Source organism: Phocaeicola plebeius (assembly GCF_003437535.1).
Classification (GTDB): domain Bacteria; phylum Bacteroidota; class Bacteroidia; order Bacteroidales; family Bacteroidaceae; genus Phocaeicola; species Phocaeicola plebeius_A.
The window spans coordinates 40,553-64,408 of record NZ_QSQT01000012.1; the positions used below are offsets into that span (position 1 = coordinate 40,553).

General features: G+C 38.6%; 24 protein-coding genes and 1 pseudogene. 7 read left to right on the plus strand and 18 right to left on the minus strand.

The window, feature by feature from the left end; translation table 11 throughout:
* Positions 1–92: 92 nt before the first annotated feature.
* Positions 93–905: a M48 family metallopeptidase gene (locus DXD04_RS07720; RefSeq protein WP_117672348.1), complete on the plus strand. Its 813-nt coding sequence runs from the start codon at positions 93–95 to the stop codon at positions 903–905.
* A gap of 157 nt (positions 906–1,062) precedes the next feature.
* Here the strand turns inward: DXD04_RS07720 and DXD04_RS07725 are convergent.
* From DXD04_RS07725 to DXD04_RS07805, 16 genes and pseudogenes are all read right to left on the minus strand, one after another.
* A pseudogene (locus tag DXD04_RS07725) lies at positions 1,063–1,245 on the minus strand (GGGtGRT protein); the annotation flags it as partial.
* A gap of 158 nt (positions 1,246–1,403) precedes the next feature.
* Complete coding sequence (locus DXD04_RS07730; RefSeq protein WP_117672350.1) at positions 1,404–1,997, minus strand: putative polyvalent protein kinase domain-containing protein; 594 nt, start codon at positions 1,995–1,997, stop codon at positions 1,404–1,406.
* Between the two features lie 224 nt (positions 1,998–2,221).
* Positions 2,222–2,608 (minus strand): hypothetical protein, encoded by a 387-nt coding sequence (locus DXD04_RS07735; RefSeq protein ID WP_117672352.1) that lies wholly within the window; start codon positions 2,606–2,608, stop codon positions 2,222–2,224.
* 26 nt (positions 2,609–2,634) lie between these two features.
* Positions 2,635–3,150, minus strand: a complete 516-nt coding sequence (locus DXD04_RS07740) for a hypothetical protein (protein WP_117672354.1) — start codon at positions 3,148–3,150, stop codon at positions 2,635–2,637.
* 96 nt (positions 3,151–3,246) lie between these two features.
* Positions 3,247–4,002 (minus strand): hypothetical protein, encoded by a 756-nt coding sequence (locus tag DXD04_RS07745; protein WP_117672356.1) that lies wholly within the window; start codon positions 4,000–4,002, stop codon positions 3,247–3,249.
* A gap of 633 nt (positions 4,003–4,635) precedes the next feature.
* Positions 4,636–5,223 (minus strand): tyrosine-type recombinase/integrase, encoded by a 588-nt coding sequence (locus DXD04_RS07750; RefSeq protein WP_117672358.1) that lies wholly within the window; start codon positions 5,221–5,223, stop codon positions 4,636–4,638.
* Positions 5,224–5,378: 155 nt separating this feature from the next.
* A complete protein-coding gene (locus DXD04_RS07755; RefSeq protein ID WP_117672359.1) occupies positions 5,379–5,825 on the minus strand; it encodes a JAB domain-containing protein in 447 nt (148 codons plus the stop codon).
* A gap of 84 nt (positions 5,826–5,909) precedes the next feature.
* Positions 5,910–6,929, minus strand: a complete 1,020-nt coding sequence (locus DXD04_RS07760; protein ID WP_181977466.1) for a DUF3871 family protein — start codon at positions 6,927–6,929, stop codon at positions 5,910–5,912.
* Between the two features lie 335 nt (positions 6,930–7,264).
* Positions 7,265–8,074, minus strand: coding sequence for a hypothetical protein (locus DXD04_RS07770; RefSeq protein ID WP_117672363.1), 810 nt, complete (start codon positions 8,072–8,074; stop codon positions 7,265–7,267).
* A gap of 717 nt (positions 8,075–8,791) precedes the next feature.
* Complete coding sequence (locus DXD04_RS07775; RefSeq protein ID WP_117672365.1) at positions 8,792–10,561, minus strand: hypothetical protein; 1,770 nt, start codon at positions 10,559–10,561, stop codon at positions 8,792–8,794.
* Positions 10,558–10,989, minus strand: a complete 432-nt coding sequence (locus DXD04_RS07780; protein WP_117672367.1) for a hypothetical protein — start codon at positions 10,987–10,989, stop codon at positions 10,558–10,560. The genes DXD04_RS07775 and DXD04_RS07780 overlap by 4 nt, the downstream gene beginning before the upstream one ends.
* 58 nt (positions 10,990–11,047) lie before the next feature.
* Entirely contained in the window at positions 11,048–11,572 is a 525-nt protein-coding gene (locus tag DXD04_RS07785; protein WP_117672369.1) for a hypothetical protein, read from the minus strand.
* A gap of 177 nt (positions 11,573–11,749) precedes the next feature.
* Entirely contained in the window at positions 11,750–12,592 is an 843-nt protein-coding gene (locus tag DXD04_RS07790; RefSeq protein WP_117672371.1) for a hypothetical protein, read from the minus strand.
* Positions 12,593–12,673: 81 nt separating this feature from the next.
* Positions 12,674–13,891 (minus strand): site-specific integrase, encoded by a 1,218-nt coding sequence (locus tag DXD04_RS07795; protein WP_117672373.1) that lies wholly within the window; start codon positions 13,889–13,891, stop codon positions 12,674–12,676.
* A 344-nt stretch (positions 13,892–14,235) separates the two neighbouring features.
* Positions 14,236–15,246: a GGGtGRT protein gene (locus tag DXD04_RS07800; RefSeq protein WP_007561050.1), complete on the minus strand. Its 1,011-nt coding sequence runs from the start codon at positions 15,244–15,246 to the stop codon at positions 14,236–14,238.
* Between the two features lie 20 nt (positions 15,247–15,266).
* The gene (locus DXD04_RS07805) at positions 15,267–15,968 is read right to left on the minus strand and encodes an iron-sulfur cluster assembly scaffold protein (RefSeq protein WP_007561052.1); all 702 of its coding nucleotides are present in this window, start codon (positions 15,966–15,968) and stop codon (positions 15,267–15,269) included.
* 291 nt (positions 15,969–16,259) lie between these two features.
* Here DXD04_RS07805 and DXD04_RS07810 point away from each other — a divergent pair, with 291 nt between their 5' ends.
* On the plus strand, positions 16,260–16,769 hold the full coding sequence (locus DXD04_RS07810; RefSeq protein WP_117672375.1) for a DMP19 family protein: 510 nt from the start codon (positions 16,260–16,262) through the stop codon (positions 16,767–16,769).
* A 126-nt stretch (positions 16,770–16,895) separates the two neighbouring features.
* Entirely contained in the window at positions 16,896–17,729 is an 834-nt protein-coding gene (locus tag DXD04_RS07815; protein ID WP_147330753.1) for a hypothetical protein, read from the plus strand.
* A 16-nt stretch (positions 17,730–17,745) separates the two neighbouring features.
* Here the strand turns inward: DXD04_RS07815 and DXD04_RS07820 are convergent, their stop codons facing one another.
* On the minus strand, positions 17,746–17,958 hold the full coding sequence (locus DXD04_RS07820) for a hypothetical protein (RefSeq protein ID WP_117672378.1): 213 nt from the start codon (positions 17,956–17,958) through the stop codon (positions 17,746–17,748).
* A 165-nt stretch (positions 17,959–18,123) separates the two neighbouring features.
* Here DXD04_RS07820 and DXD04_RS07825 point away from each other — a divergent pair, with 165 nt between their 5' ends.
* From DXD04_RS07825 to ung, 4 genes are read left to right on the plus strand one after another with little or no spacing between them, the layout of a single operon-like run.
* Complete coding sequence (locus tag DXD04_RS07825) at positions 18,124–18,693, plus strand: YIP1 family protein (protein WP_117672380.1); 570 nt, start codon at positions 18,124–18,126, stop codon at positions 18,691–18,693.
* Positions 18,693–19,151 (plus strand): SsrA-binding protein, encoded by a 459-nt coding sequence (gene smpB / locus DXD04_RS07830; protein WP_117672382.1) that lies wholly within the window; start codon positions 18,693–18,695, stop codon positions 19,149–19,151. Before DXD04_RS07825 ends, smpB begins: the two co-directional genes overlap by 1 nt.
* Before the next feature lie 23 nt (positions 19,152–19,174).
* Positions 19,175–21,937: a methionine synthase gene (metH, locus tag DXD04_RS07835; RefSeq protein ID WP_117672384.1), complete on the plus strand. Its 2,763-nt coding sequence runs from the start codon at positions 19,175–19,177 to the stop codon at positions 21,935–21,937.
* Between the two features lie 18 nt (positions 21,938–21,955).
* Positions 21,956–22,618 (plus strand): uracil-DNA glycosylase, encoded by a 663-nt coding sequence (ung, locus tag DXD04_RS07840; protein WP_007561065.1) that lies wholly within the window; start codon positions 21,956–21,958, stop codon positions 22,616–22,618.
* A gap of 99 nt (positions 22,619–22,717) precedes the next feature.
* Here the strand turns inward: ung and asnA are convergent, their stop codons facing one another.
* Positions 22,718–23,758: an aspartate--ammonia ligase gene (asnA, locus tag DXD04_RS07845; protein ID WP_117672386.1), complete on the minus strand. Its 1,041-nt coding sequence runs from the start codon at positions 23,756–23,758 to the stop codon at positions 22,718–22,720.
* Between the last annotated feature and the right edge of the window lie 98 nt (positions 23,759–23,856).

Genomic DNA, 23,856 nt, shown 5'->3' on the forward strand with positions numbered 1-23,856 from the left:
AATAGGAGCATTGTGTATTTATGGTGGGTGTTTTTTCCGAAAACTATTAAAAACAACATAAATGATGACTAACCAATCTAAATGAAAGTTTTATGAAGAACAGAGTGTTTTTGAAAGCAATTGTGTGCCTGATGTGTGCAGTATCGTCCGTACCGGTCATGGCGCAGTTTAATCTGAAGAAAGCGATTAGTGGGGCTGTGAAAGCCACTCAAGCTGTGACGTTGACCGATGAGCAGATGGGTGAATACGTAAAAGAGTATATCACTTGGATGGATGCCAACAATCAGGTTTGCGCAGATGACAATGAATATACCATTCGCCTGAAGAAGTTGACTGAAGGATTAGGAGACGCAGACGGTATCCCTTTGAACTTTAAGGTGTATTATGTGACCGATGTCAATGCGTTTGCCTGTGCTGACGGTAGCGTACGTGTCTTTTCTTCTTTGATGGACATTATGAGCGATGAAGAGCTATTGGGCGTGATAGGACATGAAATCGGTCATGTGGCTCATCGGGATTCTAAAAAAGGTTTCCGTACGGCATTGCTTACTTCGGCATTGAAAGACGGTATTTCTTCTCAGGGTGGAAAGGCTGCTACATTGACCGATTCACAGTTGGGCGACTTGACAGAGGCGCTGGTGAATGCCCGCTATTCTCAGAAGCAGGAATGTGCAGCAGATGATTACGGATATGAGTTTCTGAAAAAAGCAGGGAAGAATCCCTGGGCCATGGCGCTTTCATTCCAGAAATTGAAATCCTTGCAGGAACAGAGTGGTGGTTCATCTTCCAGTAAATTGAATCAGTTGTTCTCCACACATCCGGATCTCGATTTAAGAATCAAGCGTATGGAAGAGCGTGCTACCAGTGAGGGCATTGAAAAACCGGTTGAAAAGACTGCAGAATAAGAATTTTAATTTGGCAGAATAGATGAAGAGGTCGAAACGCATTGGGATTCGGCCTCTTTTTTGTGGATGTATGAATGGCTTTTCAGCATGGATAAAAAAATAAAAATCCCCATAACTCATGGAGTTACAGGGATTTATTATCTTGATTAAGTATAGATTACTTATTCAAAGCAGTAGCAACGTCAACTGCGCAAGCTACTGTACAACCTACCATCGGGTTGTTACCGATACCCAGGAATCCCATCATTTCTACGTGAGCAGGAACTGATGACGAGCCCGCAAATTGCGCATCTGAGTGCATACGACCCATAGTATCTGTCATACCGTAAGAAGCAGGACCGAGCATCCCTGTAACCAGCTTAATTAACTATAAATCAAATCTATAGTGGCAATAGATAAACTCCGTGTAAATAAATAAAAGAACTAATTATAAAAATGGGCTGCATTATGGTCAAATTCCCAATGCAATTCCGTTTGTAAGAGAAATCCATATTTGGATTAAGACCGTGTTCTGATTTGAGTGTCGATAAAGTATAAATCACCGTCAATGCCATAAAGTACATTGTTAGGAACTACATCAAACACTTCATATTCTGAATTATGATATTCGTCGTAATAGTCCATTTCAAAGCCTAATGCTTTCATATAGGTAGCTATTTCATCTTCTGTAGCTTCTCGTTCAGCCAAAATGTAAGGTTGTATAAGAACTGCACAGAATTCTTGTTGGCTATTATAGGCGAAACCTATCATCTGATAAGGTACGTTACCAAATAATTTGTTGTGTGCATTTATGCGGATGAAGAAATTCTCCAAATCATCACCTGCGTATTCAAAATTATTCAGTTTAATAACGATATTATCTTTATTTCCTGTATAGACTTCGTTTTCTCCACCTTTACTAAGAAATTCAACATTTAGTTCAGAAAGAGAAATCCATAAATTGTTGGATTTGGCGAAGTCAATCAGCTCTTTTGTTTGCCCTCTCTTATAGCTCTCTGTTGGTTCAAGCGTTCCTGCTGTTTCCTTTTTTCTTCTAGCGATATAGGCTGCTTGCTCCAAGATGCTATTGATTGGCGAGTGCGTTCTATCCATTCTTTGTGAAATTCATTTATATATTCCATAAATCTTATGTTTATGAGTTCAAAACAAAGATAGTTATTCCTTTTTTAACTTCCATGATTGGTACGACATTTTATTTCTTGGGGTTTATAATCTGGATATTTCCTTAAAATGTAGTAGCTCTATAAAAGAAAAACAGCATAAGAGTTTTTAGTCTCAAATGCTGTTCTTTTATTAATGATGCTGTCTTTTCATATTTATTGTAGCTTAGAGGTGTTAAAGCAATAGATTACATCATTTTGTTTATCCGAACATTCGAAAGTGTAATCATCTTGGAAGGCTGCTACTCTTATTGGCAATGGGATTCCTAATTGCTTATTTCCAACGGCTATAACAGAAGCTACACTATTGCTGTATATAGCAATTGTTAAGGTCACTTGATTTGTGTATTTAAGATATTGATTAGGAAAGATACCTGAAATTCTTGCGACTTTGGCGGTTACAGTAAATGTGCTGATTATTTTAATTTCGTCTTGAGGTATTGTAGCCTCTTCTTTGTATATTGTTTTGTTATTATTGTAACAATATCCATTAGTGCATAGTGTGAACAACAGAAAAGCAGCTAAGAAGTTTAATATTTTCATTGTAGATGATTTAGTTTAAAATGTGTTTATTTTTTTGCTGTAATTATAATGCTTTTATTGGTCATCAGCCAGTAATTTTCGTTTAATCCTTCCCAACCTTGGGACGGTTCAGATTTAGCTTTCTCATATTTTTTAAAGATAGTGAGGTCTACATCTAATTCAACTTGTGCATTGATGTTAATTGTAATGCTATTATTAAATGTTTTTTCATCGATAATGGCATCTATTCCATCACCAGAATATTTCCCATTCCCTTTATAATCAAGGATGAACTCTTTGTTATTGCTGGCATCAAGAATCTCAAGTCTGATAGATTTATCGTAATATGTAACTCTTATTTTTTGTCCTAATCTTTTTAGTCTATATTTTTCTAAGTCCTGTTTGTTGCAAATAGGAGTTCCATAATCATAATTCATGTACAATGGTTTAAAAATATTATTCTTAAATTGTACATCTGTTATTTTAAACTCGTCTTTATCACTCTTACATCCATAAGAGCATAAAGTCAAGATTATCATTATTATATGTATTATTGATTTCATTATAGATTGGGTTTTAATCTTTTGTACTATTTATGATAAGAAATATAATAAGTCCCCCAACAAAGAATCCTGTGACAAAAACTGAAAATATATCCATTAATTCAATTTTATGATGATATGTAAGCCTAACCCAACATTTGCATTATATCTGATGTCTAAACCATTTGCAGAGAATCCCTCAAATAGTTCATCAAGTACGATTTTTGTTCCTGTCTTAAACCATTGATTGACAAACATTGTGGTATATGGATTATTAGGAGTATTCCACTCTATCCCTCCAACATATCTCATGAATGAATCTTCAAACCAAATATCAAATTCATTAGTTTGTTCATTGAAATATAAATATGAGTTATCCAGTCCTTTACTTAAAGTAATGCGTAGGTTCTCTACATCAAACCAAATGTTTGTGTCATTACGAAATAGTTTTAATACTCGAATTGTCATAATTCTAAGTACTTCTTCTGGCATTAAAGGTAAGGGACAAAGAGGAAATGGTCTATCTTTATCTATTTTACGATAGGTTTTTGCTTCTCGTTCCATATAGATAATTTCCTTGGCTTCATCGTCTGGAACATATCTAAAGATTAAAATATTTTCCAGAAAACATATTGAGTTAAGTGATTGAACTTGCCAATCTTTTAGTGGACTATTATAAACGTCCATATCAATATTAGACAATATTTCATTAATGTTGATGTCATCAGTTCTAAATCCAGCTTCATTAAAAGCCAAAATCCAATCGCTGTTATCGTTATAGGTGGACTTATTAGATTCTTTTATTAATAATGACAGCAGTTTAAGGATGGAGATTCTATCCTCTCTATCTAAGACTTGAAATAGCTCTTTCATTGCAATAAATATTATGCGCTCACCTGTCCCCTTGAATAAGCAATAAATAAAAAAGGTGTGAGGACACTATATTGCTTTATTCTACATTCAGGTCTTCGCACTACCTCTAGCATGAATAAAACAATAGCCCCACACCAAGCAGTATATAGAAACCTTATAAACATAAGGTAGGTATATATCAAGTATGGGTGCTATTGCTACCATCTTCATGCTAGTTTTCAAAGTTGCGAAGTTTGAATGTAGAAGATAATTTCAATAACACCTTTCGTTAATTATGTCCTTTCAGCTTGCTAACACTATAACTCACTGGAATTGTTGCAAAGTTAGCGAAAGGTTTTAAATAATTCTATACGATGTAGGGATAAATAGTAAATCTTCTGCTATCAAACATTATTCGTCTTTATCCCAACATATCTTTGGCTATTTACAAACAGTTATCTCCAGTATGGATTATAAGAGTTAAGTTGGCTTTAAAGTCTAAAAACTTATGGATTTGACCTATTACTATAAGGCTGAAATGCCAAACACAAATAATCGGACTTTAGGTATATCTGGAGTTTAAAATTTAGGTAGGACAAACTTTGATTGGGGTATATAAAGCTAACCTTGTTCTTTATTTGTCCTACCTGTTATTTAGAAACTCAATGATTCATAAGTCTGCAAGATTTCTTCCTGTCTTAATCCTAAGTATCTTTTAGTAATGGCAACAGAACTATGATTGAACAGTTCCATCAGCTTTACTAAAGCAAGTTCTGAATTATCACAGTTCATATTATAGACCTGTCTACCAAAAGTCTTTCTAAGTGAATGACAGGAAAAGTTCTTAATCTTTAGCTTGTATTTCTTCTTCACTTCTTTAAGAATGATATTTATTCTCTGGACTGAAAAGACTGTACCTTTCTGACTTACTAAGATGGGTGCATTGATTCCAACTGGTTTTATATGTTCGTAACATTCTCTGATATGTTCCTGTAGCTGGGGATTCAGTCTTATGGTTCTTACCTTACCTGTCTTTTTCTCAATTACAGTAAATTCGTCTGTATCTATTATCTGCTTCCATCTTAAAGCCAGAATATCAGAAATTCTTAATCCTGTGAAACAACCTAAAGCTATAAGAAGTGATATTTTATAATTATCATCTTTTGCCAGTTTCCTAATAAGATTCATTGCATCTGACCAAACAAGATAGTCTGCTGTTGTGCTTGAATATTTAAGTGACATAATGTTCTGTTTTATAAGTAAATGAATAAAAGTGGATATTAATTTTGAGTTGGATTTACTAACTCCTTGATTTATAAGGAAACATTCACTAATTATCAAAGTGAATATTATAAAGTAAGGACACTCAACTAAAATATTGAGTGCCCTTGTTTATGCTACAGCATTCCTTCATCTGCAAAACTGTAGTATTCTGTATCTGAAAGGATGATATGGTCTAAGATTTTTATCCGCATAAACTGTGCTGCATCCCTTACCTGTTTAGTAATATCCATATCCTGCCTGCTTGGTTTCAGATTACCGCTTGGGTGATTGTGTGCCAGAATTAAAGCTACAGAATTGGTAAGTAATGCAGCTTGCATAATTAATCTGACATCAGCACAGGTTTCTGTGATTCCTCCCTCTGAAATAAGAGTATATCCTAAAATCTGGTTGGCTTGATTTAGGAACAGGACTTTGAAATATTCCTTGTAGCATATAGTTCCTTTCTTATATGTGGAAAGCATATATTTATAAGCATCCTCTGAACAGGTTACTTTTTGCTGATTCTTGAATTTGGGTTTATAAGATAGCTTCACTTCTCCTACTTTATAATCTATATTCATAATTGTAAGTTTTAGGTATTGGTAGAAATAAAAAAAGGACAACTAACTAATAGCTGCCCTTTTCTCTCTCAATCAATAATTCACTTAGCCCAAAAACCAAGCGTATTCACTATCTCCTAATTTGGCACGTTGAATGCCCTGTACAAACTCTGTGCAGTTAAGATTCCTCTCTAAGAAGTTATCTATGTAGCTTGACTTCACACTACCATTAAGCAAATTGAGCAATTGCCAACCAGTAATGCTGTCTCCTGTACTTTTAAAGTTTGCATCAGAAACAAATGCCCTGCAAGCTGCATTAATCTGACTGTCCCCCAACAATAGACGAGGTAAACGTTTTTGTTGGTTAGGTGTAAGAGCTTGATATAATCTCATCCTGCCTATTATCTGACAAAATTCGCTTGTGGTGATTGACATCTGTCCAAGCGTTCTTAACAGGTGCAGGTCTTTGGATGGGTTGTAAGCATGGAAGAGATTCAATGCAGCTGCATATAGTTCCTGTACATTTAAGACTTCTATCTTGTCCTGCAAGCCATCAGTAGTAAGCATTAAATTAGAGCACACACGATTACGAAATCCTATGAAAATTTTAAACCTTTCCACAGATTTCTTACTGTACAAGTTAATCTCGTTATATGCTCTCACTCCACCAATAGATAAAGCCAAATGATTACCGTATTCATCATGTACGATAGATGGAATTTCAAAACAGAAACACATTCTCTGATAGAACAAAGTTTTCTCTTCGTCTGTCAGTTCTGAAGCTTTCTTACCTAATGCACTTGGTATTCTACCATTGATAGGGTGTGAGATTCTAATCTCTGGTATATCAAACTGCTCTCCATGAAAATAATCCTTGGCTGCATCCACTACTGCACCTATAAAAGATTGGTGACTTATGGTTTCCTCCATTGATGCAAAACTTGGGATGATGCAGTCTTTGGTGAGATGCTGTAAGGTTACTTCCTGTGTGTTGGCTTCAATGAAATGGTTTACTCTCTTGGGTGTTGTAACTTCTTCTATAATAATAGCTTCTTCTGCAAACTCACCCATGTTTAATGATTCTTTACGCTGTGCCATAGCTGGCATAATTACTAAATTTCCCATAATGTAATTGAATTAAATGATTATTGATTGAATTGATTAAACAAGAACAAGCCTAAAACACAAATGAATTTCTTCGTTTGCATCTTAGGCTATTCTTGTGCTTTTCCCTAAAGAGACTTTATTTGAAGTGAGGAGCTTAGTAAATTATTCCATTAACAATGGTAATAGTGCATCGTGCCAGTTTTCTTATTAATAAGCATTCTTTTTTTAGTCAGCCACCAAAGAAAGTTTTTAAAGTATTCTTTTTTCTTAAAGTTACCATGAGGGGGAGTAAAATAGTGGTATGGTATCTCGTATATAACTCTTTATATATAGAAACAGGATTTGAGTTTGATTTATAAAATAATATCTTGAAGTTCTTCATTGTCTTTTATATCTTGCTTCGTGCCAACTAATCCACTTTCCAATGATTTCATAAAAGCGTGCATGTTTTGGATTCCTTCAAATAGTTTCTCTTTGCACTTCTTATAAATCATGCATTCTCTTGAAATTGGATTCCCTCTGCTTTCATTATAAGCTATCATGTGCTCAAAGCGAGCTTTAACTTCTTCCACATATTTATCTTTGGGTTGGTCTAAAATGAGACCTTTGGCTTTTAATATGGTTGAATCACCAACTTCGTCTAATAAGTCCAGTTCTATTAGCTGGTCTATATATTTATTAATGGTATCATGCCCCATGTGAATTAGTTTTTCCAGTTTTCTCATGGGTAAAATAATGGTATGGCTATGTGGTTCTGCTGCACTGAACAGTTTAAGAATGAATCCTCTAAGTTTCAAATCCAATGTATCATTATATGAATCGTAAAACTCCCTGCTGATTCTTCTGTAATTTCCATAAGTAACTGGAGAAAAGATATAATCAGTCCAAGTTCTGTCCTTTTTGCCACTGTTCTTTTCTTGTATGGTAACTTCTCCTGTATCTCTTAACTTGTCATTGAATGATTTGGTTTTCCTGTTACCTTTATAGTTGAATTTTGATTCATCAACAAATGATGCAAGCTCCTCTATGGTAGTATCAGTTGTTAGTGTGCTTTTATCTGCTATTAATAGTAACACATAGGTTCTGTAAACATCTGCACAACCAAGTTTCTGAATAAGAGTATTATTTATTACGGTGTATTCTTTGAATGGTAGTTTCGTCATAAGGCAATCGCTCAATATGGTTAATAAGAATGATTTGGTTGGTCTTTAATAGAAATCTCATTTTAGAAGAACTTAATCTGTTGATTTTCCTTAGTTCGCTTAGCTTGTCATATATATGCTTGTTGTAAATCCACATATCATTGTTTTTTATAAATCCCCAATATCCAAATTACCATTGCAATGCTCGTAAGAGGATTGCATGCTCTAATAGGAGTGTAGTAGTAGGAATGTAGAGAGGGGGTGATTAAGCACACGGTAAAAAGGGAATAAGCACACCCAATAAATTAGACAAAATCAATCTCTGTACTTTAAATCTTATCTTTTCAGTAAGCCAGTTTTTGCAATGAGATATAATAGGTAGTAACCTTTCCATTTTTCTTTCTCCTTATTTTTAGATAGTTATTAATATTAGCCCATAATCCTATATGAACCCTGTTATCTTTTACTCCTTGTCTTAGTGCTTTTTCTCTGATTTGCTCATAAGTAAATTCTTGCATTTTAGAAATATTGAATGATTTGTAAATAGGGAATCTTGGTAGTGGAATTATCTGTTTGAAGTTGTATAAAGATAGTTACTTTATAGGTGGGGAACTAATCATAAGTTCACTACTTATAAAAGATAGGTTTAACGGTATTTCAGATAATTCTGTAAGGGTAGGACAAAAGTGTAATGGGGTATAAAAAGAAGAACTTTATTTGTTTTTGTCCTACCTGTAATTATAATAGTTCTGCTCTGAGGAAATAACCTCGTTCCCGTTTTTTCCCGATTCTGCATGGAACTGTATCGAAGTAATGATTAATGGTTTCCCCACGGATGCTTTTATGAGGATGGATATTCAACATTTCAAAGATTCGGGTCAGTTCAGAAACTATCTGTGAGCATTTGTATTTGTAGCCAGTCTTGAAACTGTTCTTTATCAGTTTGACTGTTGTATTGCCCTGCATCCGTTTTAGAATAATAGCTTCGTTCATGCGTTTTTGGGAATAATCCATTTCCATGATTGAATCCAAGCCTAAAAGTTCGTATGCTTCTATCAATAAGGAATCAACTTTTCTCATTTCGTTTATAAAGTCCAAATCAAATTCAGATAGCGGTTCTTTCAGTTCGGATAGTATGGCTACCATTTTCTTGCGTTTTTCTTTGACTGTCATTTTAGAGCCTTGAAGTAATAGTTGGCTAAAGTCCTTAAACTGATAGATATATCCTGTACAGGATGGGCGGAACATGTAACAGGCATAATATAGAGATATGATTCTGTCACTGTCATGGTAACTGCCTGTTACCAGCTTGTCATTGGTATCATTGTCAATGGCAAAATAGTTTTTCTTTCCATCTGGATAAAGCATCCTGTTGAATGGAAGTGAACGCATGGCTTCTCCGAAAGCATTCCTTTCTGTTTCGGATGCTGCACTGTTATATAATGTTCGGATTGTATTGTATGCGTGTTCCTGTGCAAACTGGTGTATTCTAATTTCTTCCGTAGTCATTATTGGTAGATTATTGTCTGTTGTATAAATATGTGTAAGTGTAGATAATCCGTTACGGAAACGACCTGCAATCTGTACACAATCCGTATTAATATCAAGTATGGTATATGGTGATGCCTTTATATCAGTAAGCATTACAACATGTGGGGTATAATCCACTTCCAAGTCAAAAGCATTATAAAACCTGCTTGTGAAGAAATTGAACTTTCTCATTCTGTCAGATTTCCATTCATCATAGGCATTGTTGAATTCAAGTTCGTTCTTTAGCTTCTGTACACTTTTAGGTGCACAGAATATGGAGGATTCGTTCTGGATTCCCAATTCTTTTATTAATGAATGGCTATAGTCAACCAGATTAATAAAGAAACATATTGGGGAATCATTATGTTGCTCCAGATAATCTTGGATGCTTTGCAGTGTATTGTTGGTATGAATTAATGTAATATCCTGTTTGTAGTTATAGTCAGCATCAATAGTGACAGTTCTGAAACCTTGTTCTTTGAAACGAGGGTCTGAAAATGCAATCGGTGTTGCCGAAACCAGAGCTTTCTGTTTAAAAAGGAAAAAATCATTTATCGGCAGAACTATGTTATCTCTATAATCCACATCTTTTACTAACAGGTGGGATTCATCCATCAAGCAAAAGAAATGGGAATAAAGGTCTATTCCAACATTATTTGCAGCCTGTTTGATTTTGGGAAAGCTTTCTGGAGTAGTCATAAGTTTATGGTATTTGTATGGCTCTTGCAGGTAATCGGTTATTTTATCGACTGAAACACCTTCGTAAACTCCGAACAGTTTAAAGTCTTTGTCTGATTTTGCACATTTACCTTGAATGACAGGAACATTAGGCTCTATCAGTATAGAAGGTCTGGGAGAATGGATTTCCAGATAGGTAGCTCCAATGCCAGGAAATTTTTTGGCAAGATTAATGTTTGATTCTATTTGTGGCATTATATCGGATAGCTTCTGTCCTTTACTGATAATGTAGTGATTCATATATTGTTGGAGTTTAGATATCCTACGATAGGGTCTGTCAGTCTGATTCTGAAATAGATTTTCCCGAATTTGAAAACAGCTATAAGGTTTATGTATGGTTGGGTTTCTCTTAGAAAAGGAATCCTGTAGATTTTATGTTTCTTGTCAACTAATGCTTTAAGGAATGTAGTCTGGAAATCGGGTAATGATTCTTCCTGTAATGGAAAGACTTTGAAATCATCTGGATTTCCTGTTTCCAGATAATTTATAATCCAGTTCCAAGATGCTGTATTTAGCATGTATTTTAACCTTGACATATCTGAGTTGCTTATCCAAGCACAAGGAGTATCATCAACTCGGATTGACAGATTTTTCTTTTGTTCCATTAGTTGTTTTACTTGATGATGGGCTGATTCATTATCGTATGCTGGGGGTAGTATAATGTTCATGCTATTATGTATTGATAAAAGGAGAGAGGTTTTACCCTCCCTCCAAAATTTGATTCGATTATGCAGTAAGAGCCTTGTTCAATAGTTCTTCAATGTGTTCATCCCTTTTAAGGTAGAAATGTATATCATAATGGAATCCGATAGAGAAAACAGCATGAAGAAATCTGTCACCGTTTGAGCTTATGAAATCATCTTCAATCTTTAAGTGATATGAGGATTCCATGAATTTCTCAAACATTTCCAGTTCAAAATTTGTCGAGGTTTCTTCTATTGTGTTGTTACCTTCCGTTTGGAATGCATGGATTGGTTTCAAGTTACTGCCCATTGCTGAAATGACCGCATTGATAAGTTCACCGTTTGCAATGGTTGTAAGTTCCTCTTTTATCAATCTGCCTTTCTTATCTCTGTAAGTTAATATAACTGTAATGGCAGGCATATTGTTGAGTGTCTTGAATCGTAAACGGATTTCTGTTGGAATTCTTAGCATACCGTTTAAGAATCTGGTTACAAATACTGTATCAATAGTGTTATTTACTAAGACTTGGTTCTCAGCTATGCTCTGTTGTAAAATTTGGATATTCATCTTTTTATAGTTTAAAGTATTAATAATTCATGTAATCTGTAACTTGGCGCCTTATCGTTATTGATTACGTTGCAAAGGTGAGAACTTTTGAGAAGATTAAAAGAGAGAAAAAAAATCCTGCTTTCATGTACCCTTTTAATGAGATGAAGCAGGACTGTATTGGTTATCAGTTTATTATTAGAAGTATATGCTGTTTATAGTATCAATCTTTTTGTCTTTATATTGCTTGATGTAGCCTTTTAAAGTAAATTCGTCCTCTGAAAAATTCTTGTTCTTAGATAGTTTGGTGAAGTAGATAAGTTTTGATATTAGTAATGTCTTACTAAGTGAAACGGTACTTCCTTTCTTTTGTCTAACATTAAACAACTTGTTATATGGTTTTAAATTGAAGAAATCATTAAACATTTTATAGAACAACCATATTTGAATGGATTCCTTTTCTTCAGTGGGTGTGTTCATTCTGACCTGTTGGATTTGCATCCAAGGATGTTCCTCTATCTCCTTTAAATTATTAGCAATAACAGCAGCCAAATAGCCTATTGCATTGGCATTATCAATTATTATCTGATGCTTGCCCTCCACTTTTACAGAAATAGTAATAGGCTTCTTAAAACTTACTCCAAACCGATTAACTTCTTTATGGTTATCAGCTATGGCTTTAGCAAACTTAGTGAGTTGTTCTACCCCAACTCCTGTAGCTTTTATTCCATCCAAACACGTGCCACAGGTGTAATCAAAGATAAATAGAAGTAAAAACCAGAACTTATCTATGTCAATTCCCAAGCCTTTCAGCATTTCTTGTATGCTTTCATTGCCTGTATAATCTTCGTATGTGAAGTGACCATATAATCCGTTTTGATTATATCTATTTATAAAGAATGGCAAAGCAGCTGTACCACAAATATATTTTTCACCTGTAGATGGGTCTATGTCTATATCTGGAACATATAATGTAGCTATCTGTTCCATATATTCTAAACGAGGGTCAATGTTTATATAATTTTCTTTTAACTTTTCCATAATGTTTTAGTTTGGAGCAAAATTAAAAAAGAAAATCCCACTCACAATATCTGCAAGTGGGATAATCATAGTTTGTAAGGCTTAGTAGTTGGAATCTCCTGTAAATGTGTCCATGAGCTTGTCCATCTGTTCACCTATGCACTTATCTATCAGTTTGGCATAATGGTTGGTCATTCTGGTATTGGTGTGACCAAGCATCTTAGAAACGACTTCCAGTGAGATATTATTAGCTAAAGTAACGGTGCTGGCGAATGTGTGGCGGCTTGTATGAAATGTGATTCGCTTCTTGATGTCGCACAAAATGGCTATATCCTTTAGGTATTTGTTTATATCTGCTGGGTCTTGGATAGGAAGTAATTTCTCTCCACCTTTGTACTTATCCAGTATCAGTTTGGCAATAGGGAGTAGGGGGATGCGTGATAGAACTCCAGTCTTAACCCTGCGTTTCTTAATCCAAATTCTGCCTGTATTGTCCTTTTCAAAATGTTCTGGTGCTAAGGTTTTGATGTCAATGTAGCTCAATCCAGTGAAGCACCCAAAGAGGAACATATCTTTTGCTCTCTCCAGTCTGGGTAGGGGAGTGTCAAAGTTGATAATCTTTCTTAGTTCTTCTTCATCCAAGAAATCTATTTCTACGGGTTCACGTTCTATCTTATAAGTAATGAATGGATTGGTAGCCATGTATGAATTAGCTACTGCAAGGTTGACAATCTTTTTAAGTAGCTTTAGATGTTTGGTAGATGAATTTTGTGCCATTCCTTTGTCTATTCTTAGGAATGTATGAAAAGACTGGATAAAGTTCAGATTCAATTCACGTAGGTATAAATCTTCTCTTTTGTATTTCTGCTGAACAAATTTTTTGAGTAGCCTTACTGTATAGACAGAAATCCAATAAGTAGCTTTAGAAACTCCATTTCCAACCAGCTTTTCCTGTTCTCTGTTATGTTCTTCAAAAAATTCAAACAGGCTTTTTTCGTTCAATGCTTCTACTTTGTCTGCAACAGCTTCTTTTAGTAGCTCTGCTGTGATTAGGTAGCCCATTTGAAGTAGCTCAATTTCTTTCTGGTATATTTTGTTTCTTAGCTGTGTAAGATAACTATTTACTAATTGAGCTTCTTCACTCTTACCTTTTACTAACTGTTTTTCTTTATTCCAGTCTGTAGAGCGTGCATATTTACCTGTGCTGAAATAGATTCTTTTTCCGTTTGTGGAGATAGAAACCTCAATAGGTGATAAACCTTTCTTGTTTTGCTTACTTTCTCTCAATGAAAAGTAAACCATCGTACAATGTTTTTCCATATTAAAATGATTGTAAAATGGAGTATATCTCATTGTACTATAGCTGATTATATAAGTTTTTGCAGCCCATTTTTGAAAATGGCAAATTGGGCTGCAAATGGGCTGCAAAAATCACCTTTTCAGGGCTTAATTAAGTGACAATTGCTCAGCTTTGGGCTTGAGTATAATGGCCTTTGGGTGAACTATATTTTAGGTTGTTATAGTCTCATTTTTCTTCTTACTTGATAAGACAAGATAACCAAAAAGAAGGCTATTAGAATATCCCTAAACTATAATTTACGGCAAATAAAAAACTCCTGCAACCATTTAGATTACAGGAGTTTATATATTTGATAAAGTATAGATTACTTATTCAAAGCAGTAGCAACGTCAACTGCGCAAGCTACTGTACAACCTACCATCGGGTTGTTACCGATACCCAGGAATCCCATCATTTCTACGTGAGCAGGAACTGATGAAGAACCAGCGAACTGAGCATCTGAGTGCATACGACCCATAGTATCTGTCATACCGTAAGAAGCAGGACCAGCAGCCATGTTATCCGGGTGAAGTGTACGACCTGTACCACCACCTGAAGCTACTGAGAAGTAAGGCTTACCTGCAAGAACACGTTCTTTCTTGTAAGTACCTGCAACCGGGTGCTGGAAACGAGTCGGGTTAGTAGAGTTACCTGTGATAGATACGTCTACACCTTCTTTCCACATGATAGCTACACCTTCGCGAACGTCGTCAGCTCCGTAGCATTTTACTTTTGCACGAGGACCGTCTGAGTAAGCGATTTCTTTTACAACTTTCAGTTCGCCAGTGTAGTAGTCAAACTGAGTCTGAACGTATGTAAATCCGTTGATACGAGAGATGATCTGTGCAGCGTCTTTACCCAGACCGTTCAAGATACAACGCAAAGGTTCTTTACGTACTTTGTCTGCTTTAGCAGCGATTTTGATAGCACCTTCAGCAGCAGCGAATGATTCGTGACCTGCCAAGAATGCGAAACATTTAGTTTCTTCGCGCAGCAACATTGCAGCCAAGTTACCGTGACCCAAACCTACTTTACGGTCATCAGCAACTGAACCCGGGATACAGAATGACTGCAAACCGATACCGATTGCTTCAGCAGCTTCAGCAGCGTTTTTGCAACCTTTCTTAAGAGCGATGGCGCAACCTACTACGTAAGCCCATTTTGCATTTTCGAAGCAGATAGGCTGAGTTTCTTCACAAGTTTTATAAGGATCAAGACCATATTGTTCGCAGATAGCGTTAGCTTCTTCGATGTCTTTGATACCGTTAGCGTTCAAAGCAGCAAGAATCTGTTTGATACGACGGTCCTGGCTTTCAAATTTTACTTCTCTAATCATAATGTTCTTTCCTCCTTATATTATTCGTGACGTGGGTCAATATGTTTAACTGCACCTTGTTCTGCTGTGAAGCGTCCGTAAGTACCAGTTACTTTCTTCAAAGCTTCGTTTGCGTCAGTGCCTTTCTTGATCTCATCCATGAACTTGCCCAGGTGAACGAATTCGTATCCGCAGATTTCGTCGTTCTTGTCAAGAGCGATAGTTTTGATATAGCCTTCAGCCATTTCCAGGTAACGAGGACCTTTTGCCAAAGTACCGTACAGAGTACCTACCTGGCTACGCAGACCTTTACCCAAGTCTTCCAGACCAGCACCGATCATCAGACCGCCTTCAGAGAAAGCTGACTGAGTACGTCCGTACACAATCTGCAAGAACAATTCACGCATAGCTGTATTGATAGCGTCGCACACCAAGTCAGTGTTCAATGCTTCCAAGATGGTTTTTCCCGGCAGGATTTCAGATGCCATAGCAGCTGAGTGAGTCATACCAGAGCAACCGATTGTTTCAACCAATGCTTCCTGGATAACACCTTCTTTTACGTTCAGTGTCAACTTGCAAGCACCCTGCTGAGGAGCACACCAACCAATACCGTGAGTTAAACCAGAGATATCTTTAATTTCTTTTGATTTAACCCATTTTCCTTCTTCAGGAATTGGAGCTGGACCATGATTAGGTCCTTTTTTTACAACACACATGTGTTCAACTTCGTGTGAATAAGTCATATTCTTTACGTTTTATTGGTAATAAAAAATAGGTATTTCGTAAACCTTGATTTAGGAAATTTCTTCCTTAATCCATTCGCAAAGTTAGTCGTTTTATTTCGTTCTGCAACGGGGGAAACCAAACTTTTTGTTACATTTTAATGATATTTTTTTCGGTTTGGGCCGTTTTGCAAAGTCCGCTTGACAAAATGTTTTTTATCTTCTGAGAGAAACTTGTATCTTTGCCTTGAATACGGCGATATGCCCAGTGAAGGGTTTGCATAAAAATAGGTAACAATTATTAGGTATAGAATGGAAATGAATCAGATTACGGTTTCGGATGCGGATTTGCGCAAAGGAGCAGAAGAAGGAATGGATGCTTTTTTGAAAGTATTTATTGACAAATACCTGGAAGTGACAGGGGGGAAGATTAATGCGGATACCATGCCGTTGCTGAACGGGTATCAGCATACATTGTTAGGCTATCATTTCTTTCGTGAGGAGGTGATGGAAGGAGGTTTCGTGCAGCTTATCCAGAATGGATACGGACCGTATATCTTTGATAATCCGTTTGCCAAAGCGATGCGTATGTTTGGGGCAAAAGATTTCTCTAAATTGATTTACGAAGCAAAAAAGATTTACGATGCCCATCGTGCGGATTTGGAGAAGGAACGTACGGAAGAGGAGTTCATGGCCATGTATGAGCAATACGAGGCTTTTGATGACTTGGAAGAACAATATATGGAAGAGGAAGAGCAGATTACTGCGCAGATAGCAACCTACGTAGACGAACATTTGGACAGTTTTGCTCAGGTACAATAAGCTTAAATGGTTTATTTGTGTTAAAATAACACTGCTCTCATGCAGTCTTTTTTTCTTTTCTTATTTATTTTGTGAATTTTAAATCTAAAAACTGATTATAAACTAAAGATAAGAGTAGAATAGAGTATGAAAAAACAAAAATTGGCAGTCGTTTTTGCTGCGTTATTAACAATGGTGGGGTTTAGTTCTTGTTTGAACTCAGAAGATGATGGAATCCGTGAATGGGGCGGATACTTTGAAGTGAACAACACGTATGGTAGTGTGAATTTTGTGGATCCGACAGGGATACAGCTCGTGCCGAATAAAACAATTATTGATGCTCCAGCCTCTTCTGCACTGGCTTACATTAATTATCAGTATAAGGATGACGATATGGCTCAAATAGAGCAGACTAAGAAGCTACCTGTGACATTGTTGCAGGATCCTGTTTATTTGAAAAGATTGGATTGTTTAACTACAACTTTGCCGGAAGAAACAAAGACAGTATCTATTTATTCATTGGGAGAGAGAGATGCGCTTGTGTGGGGAAATAATAAGTATTTAATTTTGGCGCCTACTATTCTTTTGAAGAAGGGGACAACGAGTGAAAATCTCTCAACTGAGTTGCTGAACCATCGTTTGACTCTTTATTATTTATCTGCTGAAGGTGATGAAGATGCTAATACGTTAAAACTATATTTGCGCTATGAAATTTCTGGCATTGGAGGATCTTCAACTGAAGAAACAGATGATAAAGAGAGCTGGGCAAGTGACTATAACGTTCGGTATACCAACGTGTCTCATGTGAATTTGCAGCCTATAATTTCAATGTATAAATCTACACATAGCGGAAGCGAGCCGGAAAAAGTAACAGTAGAATATGAGTATAATAATAGTACTTCATCTATTCCAACAATAGCAAAGAAACAAACGAAGACTGTTACTTATAATTTGTATACAGAAACTTCTTCTAATAATTAATAAAAAGGATGTTTTGTTAGAAAAGCTGCATTGTAAAGTCCTTTAGCAAGGCTTTGCGGTGCAGTTTTTTCTTTCTGAAAAACTTCCTTTGCATTCTTTTCAAAACACCTTTGCGTTCAAGATAAAACGCCAAAGAGTTTTGATTAAAACACAAGGGCGCTTTAGTTGAAACACAAAGGCGTTTGGTTTCAAACGTAAGTGCGTTTTTGAAGGTATCAAAACCCTTCATAAAAAGCGGCTTTTTTCACTTCGTTTTGCGCTATTTTTCAAGGGGATTTGGTTTTTAGGAATACCGAATTTTAAATAGCTTGAAAAGATACCTCCCTCTTTCCTTAATCTCATACTTTTTTGTAAATTTGCAATTCGTTTCATCGCATAATGAAAAGAATTGGGAATGAATTATAAAGAATTGTTCAATAAAATGGCTTTTTTGCTTTCTTCTCCCAGTCGTTTTTGGGAAAAAGAAGCTACGGAAGGGCAGGGAAGCCGGATGATGTCGGAGTACGTTTATCCGCTTATCGGATTGTGCGGACTTTCGGAATTTATAGGTACGTTTATCGGGCGTGACGTCAGCACGGAGTTTTTTCAGTGGGCTTTGACTCGCTGTTGTGCCATTGCGGTATCGTTGTTTAGCGGTTTTTTTGTCGCAACTTATCTGCTGGATAAAATCAGCTGGAACTTGTTCAACAAGTATATTCCAAGGGAAACTCTCCAAGTATTTGTGGGTTATTCCATGACGGTGCTGTTTGTGCTCGATATTGTAAATGGACTGATTTCCATTGAGATACTTCACTGGATTCTTCAGCTCTATACGGTACTCGTAGTGTTTGAAGGCGCACGACGCTTTTTGGAAATACCGGAAAACAAGTTGACTTCCTATACGGTTGTCGCCTCCATTCTGATACTGGTTTCTCCGGTGATGATAGAATTTGTGTTTAATAAATTGTCTGTAATTTTGAATTGATGAGACCTGTTTCAAATAATATTAATATCAAGAACAAGCGGGCGTCGTTCGATTATGAATTTATCGATACGTACACGGCCGGAATTGTGCTGACCGGAACGGAAATCAAGTCCATCCGGCAGGGAAAGGCCAGTTTGGTAGATACTTTCTGTTTCTTTTCCCGTGGAGAACTGTGGGTAAAGAACATGCACATTGCGGAGTATTTCTATGGCTCTTATAACAATCATACGGCTCGCCGTGACCGTAAGTTGCTGCTGAAAAAGAAAGAATTGCGCAAGTTGCAGCGTACCTCTGATGAACCTGGTTTTACAATTGTGCCTACCCGCATGTATATCAATGAGCGGGGACTGGCTAAGGTGGTCATTGCATTGGCTAAGGGTAAGAAACAGTATGACAAACGTCAGACGTTGAAGGAAAAAGAAGACAGACGGATGATGGACCGTATGTTCAAACGCTAAATTAAATAAGGTGCACGAAAACTATGCAGACAAAGACGATACAACAACTGATACGGGAGCGTATCCTGGTGCTCGATGGAGCCATGGGTACGATGATACAGCAATATAATCTTTCGGAAGCAGATTTCCGTGGAGAACGTTTTAAGGATATTCCCGGGCAATTGAAAGGGAATAATGATTTGCTGTGTCTTACTCGTCCGGAAGTAATAGAAGATATTCATCGGAAATACCTTGTGGCAGGTGCCGATATTATTGAAACTAATAGCTTTAATGCCACTTCGGTGTCAATGGCCGACTATCATGTGCAGGCTTATTGTCGGGAAATTAATCTTGCGGCAGCACGTCTGGCACGCCGGATGGCCGATGAGTTTACAGCATTGAATCCGGAAAAGCCGCGCTTCGTGGCGGGTTCCGTGGGGCCTACCAACAAGACTTGCTCCATGAGTCCGGACGTAAACAACCCGGCTTTTCGCGCGTTGACTTTCGATGAATTGCAGGCAGCTTATTGTGAGCAGATGGAAGCCTTGTTGGAAGGGGGAGTGGATGCCCTGCTGATTGAGACTATTTTTGATACGCTGAATGCCAAGGCGGCTATTCGGGCAGCAGAATTGTCGATGGAAAAAATTGGACGTAGGGTACCTTTGATGCTGTCGGTTACCGTGTCGGACATTGCCGGACGTACGTTATCGGGACAGACGTTGGATGCCTTTTTAGCTTCAGTGGAGCATGCGGACTTGTTCTCTGTCGGGTTGAACTGCTCATTTGGTGCCCGTCAGTTGAAACCTTTCCTGGAGCAGCTTGCTTCACGTGCGCCTTATTATATCAGTGCTTATCCGAATGCCGGATTACCGAATTCGCTGGGACAATATGACCAGACTCCCGAAGATATGGCTGCCGAAGTGAAGGAGTATATTGAAGAAGGGCTGGTAAATATTATCGGAGGATGCTGTGGTACGACGGAACAATACATTGCTAAGTATCAGGATTTGATACAAGGAGTACAGCCCCGTGTGCCAGTGAAGAAGCATGCTCATTTGTGGTTGTCGGGATTGGAGTTGCTTGAAGTTTCTCCGGAAATCAATTTCGTCAATGTAGGTGAGCGCTGTAACGTGGCAGGTTCACGTAAGTTTTTGCGACTCATTAATGAGAAGAAATACGATGAGGCTTTGTCGATAGCCCGCAAGCAGGTGGAAGACGGCGCTTTGGTCATCGACGTGAATATGGACGATGGCTTGCTGGATGCCGCACAAGAGATGACTACCTTCCTGAATCTGGTGGCTTCGGAACCGGAAATAGCCCGTGTGCCCATTATGATTGACTCTTCCAAGTGGGAAGTGATACGTGCCGGACTGAAATGTGTGCAGGGAAAATGTATCGTCAACTCTATTTCCTTGAAGGAAGGAGAGGAGGTCTTTATAGCGCACGCCCGTGAGGTGAAGCAGCTTGGAGCGGCAGTCATCGTCATGGCTTTTGACGAGAAGGGGCAGGCCGATACGTACAGTCGCAAGATTGAGGTGTGCGAACGGGCATATCGCATTCTGGTAGATAAGGTAGGGTTTGCTCCTGAAGATATCATTTTCGACCCTAATGTGCTGGCCGTAGCTACGGGTATTGAAGAGCATAATAATTATGCGGTCGATTTCATTCAGGCTACCGGATGGATACGTAAGAATCTGCCGGGGGCTCATGTCAGTGGAGGGGTGAGCAACTTGTCGTTCTCTTTCCGTGGCAACAACTACATTCGTGAGGCTATGCATGCCGTATTCTTGTATCATGCCATTCAGCAGGGAATGGATATGGGAATTGTCAATCCGGCTACGTCTGTATTGTATACGGATATTCCGCAGGATATTCTGGAACGGATTGAGGATGTCGTGCTGAACCGTCGGCCGGATGCTGCAGAACGCTTGATTGAAACGGCAGAACGGCTGAAGCAGGAGAAAGAAGGTACTGCTTCTCAAGAAGGAAGTGCGTCGGCTCAACTACTGTGGCGGAATAACACTACGGTGGAAGAACGGCTGCAATATGCGCTGGTGAAGGGACTTTCGGATTATTTGGAGGAAGACCTGCAGGAGGTGCTTTCACGTTACCCGAATGCGGTGAGCATCATCGAAGGACCGCTGATGGCAGGTATGAATCATGTAGGAGACTTATTCGGTTCGGGAAAAATGTTCTTGCCGCAGGTGGTGAAAACTGCACGGACCATGAAAAAGGCGGTAGCTATTCTTCAGCCTTATATCGAGGCGGAAAAAGAAGAAGGTACCCGCAGTGCCGGAAAGGTGCTGGTAGCTACGGTGAAGGGCGACGTGCACGACATCGGAAAGAACATCGTGTCGGTGGTCATGGCATGCAACAACTATGAAATTATAGACTTGGGTGTAATGGTGCCTGCCGAGAAGATTGTAGAAACGGCTATCCGTGAAAAGGTGGACATCGTAGGACTGAGCGGACTGATTACTCCTTCGCTAGAAGAAATGGTGCATGTGGTGACTGAACTTCAGCGGGCTGGACTGGATATTCCGGTGATGATTGGCGGGGCTACCACTTCGAAGCTGCATACGGCACTGAAGATTGCTCCAGTATATCATGCACCGGTAGTATACATGAAGGATGCTTCACAAAATGCATTGGTGGCTGCCAAGTTGCTGAATCGTGAGCAACGTCCGGCTTTTGTGGAAGCTTTGAATGAAGAATATCAGGCTTTGCGTGAAAAGAACCGTCAGAAAACGGTACAGACGGTTTCACTTGCGGAAGCTCAAAAGAATAAACTGAACCTTTGGGATTAATTATTTACTCATCGTATTATGAATGTACAGATAGAAGAAGGCTGGAAAAAGGCACTGGCGCCGGAGTTTGAAAAAGATTATTTTGTCCGGTTGACCGATTTTGTCCGTCAGGAGTATCAGCAGACTACGGTATATCCTCCCGGAAGATTGATTTTCAATGCATTCAACCTTTGTCCTTTTGATAAGGTGAAAGTGGTGATTATCGGGCAGGACCCGTATCACGGACCGGGACAGGCGCATGGCTTGTGTTTTTCGGTGAACGACGGGGTAGCATTTCCTCCTTCTTTGCAGAATATATTCAAGGAAATCCACGATGATCTGGGTATGCCGATTCCTGCCAGTGGTAACCTGACTCGTTGGGCCGAGCAGGGTGTGCTGCTGCTGAACGCTACCTTGACGGTGCGTGCCCATCAGGCTGGTTCACATCAGCGCAGAGGTTGGGAGGAGTTTACGGATGCGGCCATCCGTGTGCTGGCTGAACAGAAAGAACATTTGGTGTTTATCTTGTGGGGGGCTTATGCGCAGAAGAAAGGAGCGTTTATTGACCGCAACAAGCATCTGGTGTTAACTTCTGTGCACCCGTCTCCTTTGTCGGCTTATAACGGTTTCTTTGGAAACAAGCATTTCAGTCGCACCAATGAATACCTGGTGGCTCATGGAGAGACTCCTATCAACTGGTAAGAAACAACAAATCAATAAATACGCAAAAAGAAATCCCCTTGCTCCACCCATAAAACGGAGCAAGGGGATTGTTATTTTATATGATGATCTATGTGTTTGTCAGATAAGTTGCATACCCAGTCGTGCGCATTCTTCACGCATATCTTCCGGCCAGATGCTGGCCTGGATTTCTCCGATATGTGCCTTCTTCAGATAAAGCATACACAAGCGTGACTGTCCGATACCTCCTCCAATGGTCAGAGGGAGTGTGTCGTTTAGCAGGCGCTGGTGGAAATACAGTTTGGTACGTTCTTCTTTTCCGGCTAATTCCAATTGCTTGAGCATGGCAGCCTTGTCCACGCGGATACCCATGGAGGAAATTTCCAGTGCGCGTTGCAGCACGTCGTTCCACACCAGCAAGTCACCGTTCAAGCCAGGAAGCCCTGTTTTGGGATCTACAGTGGTGTAATCGTCGTAGTCCGGAGCACGCAGGTCATGTGGTTGTCCGTTACTCAGCTTGTTTCCGATTCCGATGATGAAAACGGCTCCAAAACGTTCTGTAATCAGGTTTTCGCGTTCCTTGGCAGTCTTATCAGGATACATTTGCAATAAGTCTTCCGAATGAATGAAGTGTACATCGTGCGGCAGGAAGGACTTGATTTGCGGATACATTTCACAGATCATGTATTCCGTGCGGCGCATGGCAGCATAGATACGGGTCACGATGCTTTTCAGGAAATCCACTGTACGCTGTTCCGGAGTAATCACTCGCTCCCAGTCCCATTGGTCTACATAAAGAGAATGTATGTTGCCCAACTCTTCATCGGCACGTATGGCATTCATATCGGTATAAATTCCGTAGCCGGGTTCAATCTGATAGTCGGCCAGAGTAACGCGTTTCCATTTGGCCAGTGAGTGAACGACTTCTGCCTGCTGGTCTCCCAAGTCTTTGATGGGGAAGCTGACAGGGCGTTCCGTACCGCTCAAGTCGTCGTTAATTCCCATTCCTTTCAAAACGAACAAAGGAGCGGTAACACGGCGTAAACGAAGTTCGGACGAGAGGTTCTGCTGGAAAAACTCTTTAATTTGCTTGATGCCCAGTTCGGTCTGTTTCATGTCAAGCAACGGCTTATAGCCGACTGGTTTTATAAGGTAACTCATGTGTGAATTTCTTTAAATGTTTATTTGCTTGCAAAGATAGGTGTATTTTGTAAATGTGCAAGCGATTTCAGAAATAAGTTGTCAAAATGTTTTTTATT

Coding starts and splice junctions, on each gene's coding strand:
- DXD04_RS07785 (WP_117672369.1), bottom strand. CDS start 11,572: ATGAATATCCAAATTTTACAACAGAGCATAGCTGAGAACCAAGTCTTA.
- DXD04_RS07735 (WP_117672352.1), bottom strand. CDS start 2,608: ATGAAAATATTAAACTTCTTAGCTGCTTTTCTGTTGTTCACACTATGC.
- DXD04_RS07745 (WP_117672356.1), bottom strand. CDS start 4,002: ATGAAAGAGCTATTTCAAGTCTTAGATAGAGAGGATAGAATCTCCATC.
- metH (WP_117672384.1), top strand. CDS start 19,175: ATGCAGACAAAGACGATACAACAACTGATACGGGAGCGTATCCTGGTG.
- DXD04_RS07825 (WP_117672380.1), top strand. CDS start 18,124: ATGAATTATAAAGAATTGTTCAATAAAATGGCTTTTTTGCTTTCTTCT.
- DXD04_RS07720 (WP_117672348.1), top strand. CDS start 93: ATGAAGAACAGAGTGTTTTTGAAAGCAATTGTGTGCCTGATGTGTGCA.
- DXD04_RS07780 (WP_117672367.1), bottom strand. CDS start 10,989: ATGAACATTATACTACCCCCAGCATACGATAATGAATCAGCCCATCAT.
- asnA (WP_117672386.1), bottom strand. CDS start 23,758: ATGAGTTACCTTATAAAACCAGTCGGCTATAAGCCGTTGCTTGACATG.
- DXD04_RS07730 (WP_117672350.1), bottom strand. CDS start 1,997: ATGGATAGAACGCACTCGCCAATCAATAGCATCTTGGAGCAAGCAGCC.
- DXD04_RS07810 (WP_117672375.1), top strand. CDS start 16,260: ATGGAAATGAATCAGATTACGGTTTCGGATGCGGATTTGCGCAAAGGA.
- DXD04_RS07820 (WP_117672378.1), bottom strand. CDS start 17,958: ATGAAGGGTTTTGATACCTTCAAAAACGCACTTACGTTTGAAACCAAA.
- DXD04_RS07795 (WP_117672373.1), bottom strand. CDS start 13,891: ATGGAAAAACATTGTACGATGGTTTACTTTTCATTGAGAGAAAGTAAG.
- smpB (WP_117672382.1), top strand. CDS start 18,693: ATGAGACCTGTTTCAAATAATATTAATATCAAGAACAAGCGGGCGTCG.
- DXD04_RS07815 (WP_147330753.1), top strand. CDS start 16,896: ATGAAAAAACAAAAATTGGCAGTCGTTTTTGCTGCGTTATTAACAATG.
- DXD04_RS07750 (WP_117672358.1), bottom strand. CDS start 5,223: ATGTCACTTAAATATTCAAGCACAACAGCAGACTATCTTGTTTGGTCA.
- DXD04_RS07805 (WP_007561052.1), bottom strand. CDS start 15,968: ATGACTTATTCACACGAAGTTGAACACATGTGTGTTGTAAAAAAAGGA.
- DXD04_RS07755 (WP_117672359.1), bottom strand. CDS start 5,825: ATGAATATAGATTATAAAGTAGGAGAAGTGAAGCTATCTTATAAACCC.
- DXD04_RS07775 (WP_117672365.1), bottom strand. CDS start 10,561: ATGAATCACTACATTATCAGTAAAGGACAGAAGCTATCCGATATAATG.
- DXD04_RS07790 (WP_117672371.1), bottom strand. CDS start 12,592: ATGGAAAAGTTAAAAGAAAATTATATAAACATTGACCCTCGTTTAGAA.
- ung (WP_007561065.1), top strand. CDS start 21,956: ATGAATGTACAGATAGAAGAAGGCTGGAAAAAGGCACTGGCGCCGGAG.
- DXD04_RS07770 (WP_117672363.1), bottom strand. CDS start 8,074: ATGACGAAACTACCATTCAAAGAATACACCGTAATAAATAATACTCTT.
- DXD04_RS07760 (WP_181977466.1), bottom strand. CDS start 6,929: ATGGGAAATTTAGTAATTATGCCAGCTATGGCACAGCGTAAAGAATCA.
- DXD04_RS07800 (WP_007561050.1), bottom strand. CDS start 15,246: ATGATTAGAGAAGTAAAATTTGAAAGCCAGGACCGTCGTATCAAACAG.
- DXD04_RS07740 (WP_117672354.1), bottom strand. CDS start 3,150: ATGAAATCAATAATACATATAATAATGATAATCTTGACTTTATGCTCT.